Source organism: Paenibacillus sp. AGC31 (assembly GCF_057334655.1).
Genome location: NZ_JBHFJH010000030.1, coordinates 310,986 through 317,495, shown reverse-complemented (window position 1 = coordinate 317,495; position 6,510 = coordinate 310,986). Strand labels below are relative to the sequence as shown.

General features: G+C 46.4%; 8 protein-coding genes. 5 read left to right on the top strand and 3 right to left on the bottom strand.

Translation table 11 applies throughout. From position 1 onward, the window contains the following. On the top strand, positions 1-510 hold a 510-nt coding region (locus ACE04G_RS18590; protein WP_486094568.1), incomplete at its 5' end, for an IS3 family transposase. Positions 511-661: 151 nt separating this feature from the next. Here the strand turns inward: ACE04G_RS18590 and ACE04G_RS18585 are convergent. Continuing rightward, positions 662-1,480 (bottom strand): SPL family radical SAM protein, encoded by an 819-nt coding sequence (locus ACE04G_RS18585; RefSeq protein ID WP_449004895.1) that lies wholly within the window; start codon positions 1,478-1,480, stop codon positions 662-664. Then, the gene (locus ACE04G_RS18580) at positions 1,477-2,061 is read right to left on the bottom strand and encodes a bifunctional transcriptional activator/DNA repair enzyme AdaA (protein ID WP_449004896.1); all 585 of its coding nucleotides are present in this window, start codon (positions 2,059-2,061) and stop codon (positions 1,477-1,479) included. The genes ACE04G_RS18585 and ACE04G_RS18580 overlap by 4 nt, the downstream gene beginning before the upstream one ends. Before the next feature lie 190 nt (positions 2,062-2,251). Between ACE04G_RS18580 and ACE04G_RS18575 the strand changes: the two genes are divergently transcribed. Genes ACE04G_RS18575 through ACE04G_RS18560 form a run of 4 tightly spaced genes read left to right on the top strand, consistent with a single transcriptional unit; the run spans position 2,252 to position 5,085 of the window. After that, on the top strand, positions 2,252-3,232 hold the full coding sequence (locus ACE04G_RS18575) for a Gfo/Idh/MocA family protein (protein WP_449004897.1): 981 nt from the start codon (positions 2,252-2,254) through the stop codon (positions 3,230-3,232). Positions 3,233-3,262: 30 nt separating this feature from the next. Continuing rightward, entirely contained in the window at positions 3,263-3,997 is a 735-nt protein-coding gene (locus tag ACE04G_RS18570) for an SAM-dependent methyltransferase (protein ID WP_449004898.1), read from the top strand. A 12-nt stretch (positions 3,998-4,009) separates the two neighbouring features. Beyond that, positions 4,010-4,903, top strand: a complete 894-nt coding sequence (locus ACE04G_RS18565) for an NAD-dependent epimerase/dehydratase family protein (protein ID WP_449004899.1) — start codon at positions 4,010-4,012, stop codon at positions 4,901-4,903. A gap of 14 nt (positions 4,904-4,917) precedes the next feature. Further along, the gene (locus tag ACE04G_RS18560; RefSeq protein ID WP_449004900.1) at positions 4,918-5,085 is read left to right on the top strand and encodes a hypothetical protein; all 168 of its coding nucleotides are present in this window, start codon (positions 4,918-4,920) and stop codon (positions 5,083-5,085) included. A 55-nt stretch (positions 5,086-5,140) separates the two neighbouring features. On the opposite strand, the gene ACE04G_RS18555 is transcribed toward ACE04G_RS18560, so the two are convergent. Next, complete coding sequence (locus ACE04G_RS18555; RefSeq protein ID WP_449004901.1) at positions 5,141-6,157, bottom strand: LacI family DNA-binding transcriptional regulator; 1,017 nt, start codon at positions 6,155-6,157, stop codon at positions 5,141-5,143. Between the last annotated feature and the right edge of the window lie 353 nt (positions 6,158-6,510).

Here is a 6,510-nt window from a genome sequence, read left to right as displayed (position 1 = left end):
CGCCTGAAGCGCAAATTTCATGCCACAGCCCCCCAGCAAAAAATGGTGACGGATATTACTTATATTTCGGATGGAAACACATTCGTTTATCTGTCTGTCATTCAAGACTTGTTCAACAACGAAATTGTAGCTTGGCAATTATCTAAACGGAACGATGTTCAGCTCGTATTGGATACGGTGGAACAATGGACACAAAAAAGAGACGTTTCGGAAGCCGTGCTCCATTCGGATCAAGGCTTCCAATACACGTCTCAGGCGTACAACACACGATTAGAAGCATTCGGCGTGAAGGGCAGCCACTCTCGCAAAGCAACCTGCCTGGATAACGCATGCATCGAATCCTTCTTTTCGCATCTCAAGACAGAGAAGCTGTACCTTAACCAGTGTAATTCAGAAGCAGAGATTCGACAAGCCGTGGAAGATTATATGTACCATTACAACTACCGACGTTTTCAAGCCAAACTCAAACAGCGCGCACCGATTGAATATCGATGCGCACTGGCAGCATAGCTTTTTTCCATCTGTCTACTTGACAGGGGTAAGACCAGAAAGGGGCTTTTTTTATTAAATCAAAAAAATCTGAGGATAAAAGCGATCGGAAGGTTGTTCTGTCATCGGAGTGACCAGTGTAAATATTCTTTAGTTCAACGTATATAGCCATTTAGGGCTCAAATCCCGCCTGACTGATCCAGATCTCATCCTCTGAAAAAACGTTTTTCATCTGCTGAACAACAGTTTGATATGCATCTGGATGATACCAGTGCTCCATCCCCACTTCTTGATAGAGCGACTCCATGCCGAGCCGCCGGGTGCGCTTGCCCTCACTGCCATCACCCATGAAATAATCGTCAATGCATACACGCTGAACAAGAGGTCTCAATATGGCTGCAAACTGTTCACTGCTGGGTAATACGGGAGCAATCGCAACCTGTGTCGGTATTCCGGCATCCCTCAACTGTTCCAATGCGCGTAATCGGCCTGCAATTGGGGGAGCGGAAGGGCTGAAATGCTTGCGCATATCGTCCAGATCCGTTTCCACCGTCATGCTGACCCGAACCCGGTCACCTAACTGTTGTAACAGATCTATATCCCGGGTAACGAGTGGACTGCGGGTTTGGACTAATACAAAATCGGGTGGATGCTGTACCATCGTTTCAAGTAATGAACGTGTGATACACTCCTTGTACTCGGCGGGTTGATACGGGTCGGTACTGGATGACATGAACAGAGTGACTTTGCCTTTGGTCAGGGCACGTTGCAATTCTTTGGCGAATACTCGGGAGGCCTGTTGTTTCACATCCACCCAGCTCCCCCAAACCTCTTTGCGAAATAAGGAGACAGGCATCTGTCTGACATAACAATAGGAACAACCGAAGGCGCAGCCTGTGTAAGGATTCAGCGTATGTGTATATCCATTAAGGAACCCTGTTCCCTTGTTGAGTAACGTTTTGGGTACTTTGTACGTAAGATTCGTCTTCATAAGTTCTCATGCCTTTCGCGGTAGTGTGCAGGTGTTAGACCTGTGTGTTTGCGAAATACAGTAATGAAATAAGCTGAGTTAGGTATACCGACATGGCGTCCAATATCGGTGACGGTAAGTCCGGTATGTTCAAGCAACTTCCGAGCTTCAGTGATTCTTTTTTCCTGAATATATTGAACCGGTGTGCGGCCTGTAATCCGCTTGAACACACGATGCAGATGATAAGGACTACCATGACTTACAGTGGCAAGGACATCCAAGGTTAGAGGTTCGGCGTAATGATGTTCGATGTAATCCATGATCCCGTAAATCCACTCCTGATCAGGTACCCGCTCGCCTGTGGGCTTGCAACGTTTGCAGGGTCTGAACTTTTGTGCTAACGCTTCTTCAACATGGTGAAATATCAGCACATTTTCAGCTTTGGGTGCTCTGGACTTACAGGAAGGTCGGCAAAAGATACCCGTTGTCTGCACACCGTAAAAGAACGTTCCATCATAAGAATTATCGTTGTGGATGATGGCATGCCAGTATTTTTCCTCTATAGATTTGGGCAGTATGCGATCTTGATCTCGACTTTCCACGGTGATCACCTCATCTTTAATTATACCCCTGATTCAAAAGGATTGACGAAGTTTCAACTTAAAAAGCAAGATATCAATATCTTGGATAAAGTACCTTCCTTCAATCTGAACGAAATATGAGCTACAATATAGAAGATGGTATACAGGATAGAACTCAAATGAAATTTATAGATGAAAGAGGTAGGTAAGCATGGTTCGTTTTGGTGTAGTGGGTACCAACTGGATTACAGAAAGGCTTCTGGAAGCCGCAGCACAGGTTGAAGGATTCAAATTGGCCGCCGTGTATTCAAGAACTGAAGATAAGGCTAACGCATTTGCAGATAAATATGAGGTTGAACATCGTTTCACCGATCTGGAAGACATGGCGGCAAGTGATGTAATCGACGCAGTCTACATTGCAACACCGAATACGGTTCATGCGGAGCAGGCTGAGCTTTTTCTGAGAAACGGTAAACATGTATTGTGCGAGAAACCTTTAGCCGCAAATAGCGCGGAAGTTCGGAGTATGATTGATACAGCACGAGAACATCAAGTTCTGCTCATGGAAGCGATGAAATCTACCCTTGTTCCCCAGTTCAAAATGGTGCAGAAGAACCTGCATAAAATCGGTCCTGTCCGCAAATATGTAGCAGGATACTCTCAGTATTCTTCGCGTTACGACAAGTACAAAGAGGGGATCGTCCTGAATGCGTTCAAGCCTGAACTCGCCAATGGTGCGTTAATGGATCTCGGTGTGTATTGTCTCTACCCATTGATTACATTGTTCGGTGCACCTAACCGGGTTCAATCCCAAGCAATGATGCTGGAATCTGGCGTGGATGGACAAGGCAGTGTGCTGCTGGATTATGATGGGATGGATGCGGTTGTTACATACTCCAAAATCTCCAATTCTCATCTACCAAGCGAAATTATGGGGGAACTGGGCAGCATTATCATTGACAAGATTGGTTCACCGGAACATGCAGAGATACGTTACAATGACGGTACGGTGGAGCAGCTCACAGTCGAACAAAACCATCCGGCGATGTATTATGAAGTGGAGGAGTTCGTGAATCTGGTTGAGCAGGGCCAAAAGGAGTCTGACATGAACACGTATGAACGCTCTTATGTGACGATGCAGGTTATGGATCAGATTCGGAAGCAGATTGGGCTTGTGTTCCCTAACGATTGATTCAAGCGCAGGAAAGGAAGTTGAGACGAGATGAGCAGAGATGAGCAGAGCAACCGGTCTAATGATTCTGGAGGTTTGGAACTGACACAGATTGTTTTCATAGGAAGAACCTTTGAGGAATATATGAAGATGTTCAACCTGACCGTGGAGGATCTTACAGGCAAGTCCATTTTGGATTGTCCAGGTGGAGCATGTTCGTTCAGTAGCAAGGCGCGCAAGTTGGGTGCAGATCCCATGGCCGTGGATATGGCCTACAAATATGAGATCGACGAGCTTGAGGTAAAGGGATTTCAGGACATTGAGCATACGATGAAACAGATGGAACCGGTGCAAGGCATATATGTGTGGGATCAATTTGGATCAATTCAGGGGTTAGAGGAAGAACGAACTCGTGCCATCACAGATTGCATCGCAGATATGAGAATGTTTCCTGACCGTTATGTGGCGTCTGTGCTCCCGGATCTACCCTTTGCGGATGAACAATTCGATCTGACGTTATCCGCCCATTTCCTGTTTACGTATGCGGATCGATTGGATGTTGATTTTCATGTTGCAACCGTAATGGAGCTGCTGCGTGTGACCAAACAAGAGGTTCGCATTTTTCCAACAGTGGATCTGACTGGTGAACGTTACAAACACATGGATGAATTAAAATTAATACTCGAAGAGCGTGGGTGCATCGTATCCGAAGAACCAACAGCTTATGAGTTTCAAAGGAACGGTTACACGATGCTTCAAATTGTTAAACATAATCGAACAAGATAGGAGGTTTTTTGGATGAATAAAGTTCTTATACTTGGAGGTACACGTTTTTTCGGTAAACGTCTGGTGGACCACTTGCTGTGGGAAGGGAAGTCTCAGATCACAGTCGCAACTCGTGGTAAAACGGATGTTGACTTCGGACCCGAAGTCAACCGAATCAAGATGGATCGTGAAGACCCGGAATCTCTGGCAGAGGTTGCACAGACAGACATGTGGGATGTTGTGTACGATAATATCTGTTATTCCCCAGATGCGGCGAAAGCGGCATGTGAAGCTTTTGCAGGACGCACCAAAAGATACGTTCTGACATCCACACTCTCGGTATACGGTGATCCCCGACCTGGATTTAAGGAAACGGATTTTGACCCGTATACATATCCATTACAGTATGGGAGTGCGGAGGATTTTTCGTATGGAGAAGGCAAACGGCTTGCGGAGGCTGTATTTTTCCAGGAAGCAGATTTCCCGGTTGTGGCGATGCGTATTCCCATTGTACTCGGGATTGATGATTATACGAGAAGACTTCATTTTCATATTGAACATGTGCAAAAAGGAAAACCGATCGGCATGCCAAATCCGGATGCAGAGATTGGATTCATCAATTCCACAGAAGCGGCAAGATTTCTCGCTTGGCTTGGACATTCGTCCATTACCGGTCCGGTGAATGCAGCTTCCAAGGGTGCGATTACGCTGTCAGCCATGATACATCTGATCGAGACGGTCACGGGCATGCAGTCCCAGATCCTTAAGGAAACTGTGAAAGAAGACATGTCACCCTTCGGGATCGAGCAATCATGGACGATGGAGACGACCAAAGCTGAACAAGCGGGATATACGTTCGAAGCTCTGATGGACTGGTTCCCGGGGCTCGTTCGTGAGGTCGCTCTTGCATTACAGTCGGAGCGGTAGAAGTATCGGCATGTATGGAACTGAATGAAACGCCGAACCTGAATGAACCTGACGAACCAACCGGTTCGGACGAACGGGTCATTCTAACGAATGAATATCAAAAAGGGTGCAACCAGAGCGTAATCTCCGGTGCACCCTTTTTATGTTGTACATTTTTCGAATTTGAACGGGACCTAATCTAGATAAGTGGGACTAATCATTTACACGATAATATTTAGTTAACTCACGTGCTTAACTCTATTTTTGCTCACGTGGAGCAGCAGCCGAAGCCCGTATGCGCAGTTCTGATGGTAGAATAACGGTTTGGGCCTCGGAAGGGGCCTTGCCCTCAATTCGGTCAATCAGCATCTGTACTCCTCGAAATCCAAAATCATATGCGGGCTGTGCAGCTACGGTAAGAAAAGGGTCAAAGGCAGAAGCCAGATCCAGATCGTCGAAGCACACAACAGAGATGTCTTCTGGTACACGCAGTCCTCGTTTGCGCAAAAGCCGAATGACCCCAATCGCCAGCATGTTGTTGGCGGCAAAAATGGCTGTTGGTTGATCCGGTTGAGAGAGTAGTTGATCCAGTCCTTCTTCATCGCTGAAATCCCGGTACCCGGTTCGAAGCACAAGCTCGGGATCGATATCAGCTCCGGCCTCTCGTAAACCCGCTATATAACCTTCCTCCCGCAGTCTGGCGGTAGAAACCTCCGAAGAACCATTGACCAGTGCAATGCGCCGGTGCCCCAGTTGCACCAGATATCGGATCAGTTCAATCGCGCCTTCCCGGCTATCTCCGGCAATAATATCTGACGTAATGCCAGGTACGGTGCGGTCCAGAAAGACAAATGGAATGTGACGTTCCTGCAACTGTTTCAGATGAGGAAGAGAACGATCTCCCGCAGGGGCATAGAGTACACCATCTACACGAGTAGATAGAATCGCATCCACGTAATCCTTTTCCTTATTGTAATCCTCGTCACTATTGCCGAATAAGAGACGGTACCCACGAAGATGGGCTGCATCTTCAGCACCACGTGCCAGTGTTGTATAAAAAGGGTTGGTAATATCCGTAATAAGCAGGGAGAGCATCTGGGTTCGTTGAAGCACAAGGCTGCGTGCATTGGAGTTCGGGATGTAACCCAGTTCGTCGATCACCTGTTGTACACGTTCGCGTGTCGCGGAGCTTATGCGGCCTGTATGATTAATGACCTTGGAGACCGTCATGGCGGAGACGTTAGCTTTTTTGGCAATATCATAAATGGTAATCATTAGAATCTAACCTTTCCGCAACATAGTCTTACCATTCTATAGGATAATGCCAATTGACAGCAAGATAGGCTCATGCTATGTTAGGGTTACCGATAACCCTAAGGGGTTTTGAACGTCTTTACTACATAAACCATTTCGTTGAATTCGCTCATGCACGTTCCATTTTCTTGAAAAGAGGAACTACATACAAGGCTGATTAATGAAATGGTTTATTGGTATTTTTTCAAATATGTAAACGCATTCAAACTCAAGCAAGGCTCTTGATAATCTGTGTATGCAACTCTTGTGTGCAACTCGGGTATCGGTTGTATCTCCGTCATTATCTCATTCCAATCAACGCACATGGATCAGAC

Bases quoted from the DNA above. Each gene is read 5' to 3' on its own strand.
- ACE04G_RS18565 (WP_449004899.1), top strand. From the start codon at position 4,010: ATGAATAAAGTTCTTATACTTGGAGGTACACGTTTTTTCGGTAAACGT.
- ACE04G_RS18555 (WP_449004901.1), bottom strand. From the start codon at position 6,157: ATGATTACCATTTATGATATTGCCAAAAAAGCTAACGTCTCCGCCATG.
- ACE04G_RS18560 (WP_449004900.1), top strand. From the start codon at position 4,918: ATGGAACTGAATGAAACGCCGAACCTGAATGAACCTGACGAACCAACC.
- ACE04G_RS18585 (WP_449004895.1), bottom strand. From the start codon at position 1,480: ATGAAGACGAATCTTACGTACAAAGTACCCAAAACGTTACTCAACAAG.
- ACE04G_RS18570 (WP_449004898.1), top strand. From the start codon at position 3,263: ATGAGCAGAGATGAGCAGAGCAACCGGTCTAATGATTCTGGAGGTTTG.
- ACE04G_RS18575 (WP_449004897.1), top strand. From the start codon at position 2,252: ATGGTTCGTTTTGGTGTAGTGGGTACCAACTGGATTACAGAAAGGCTT.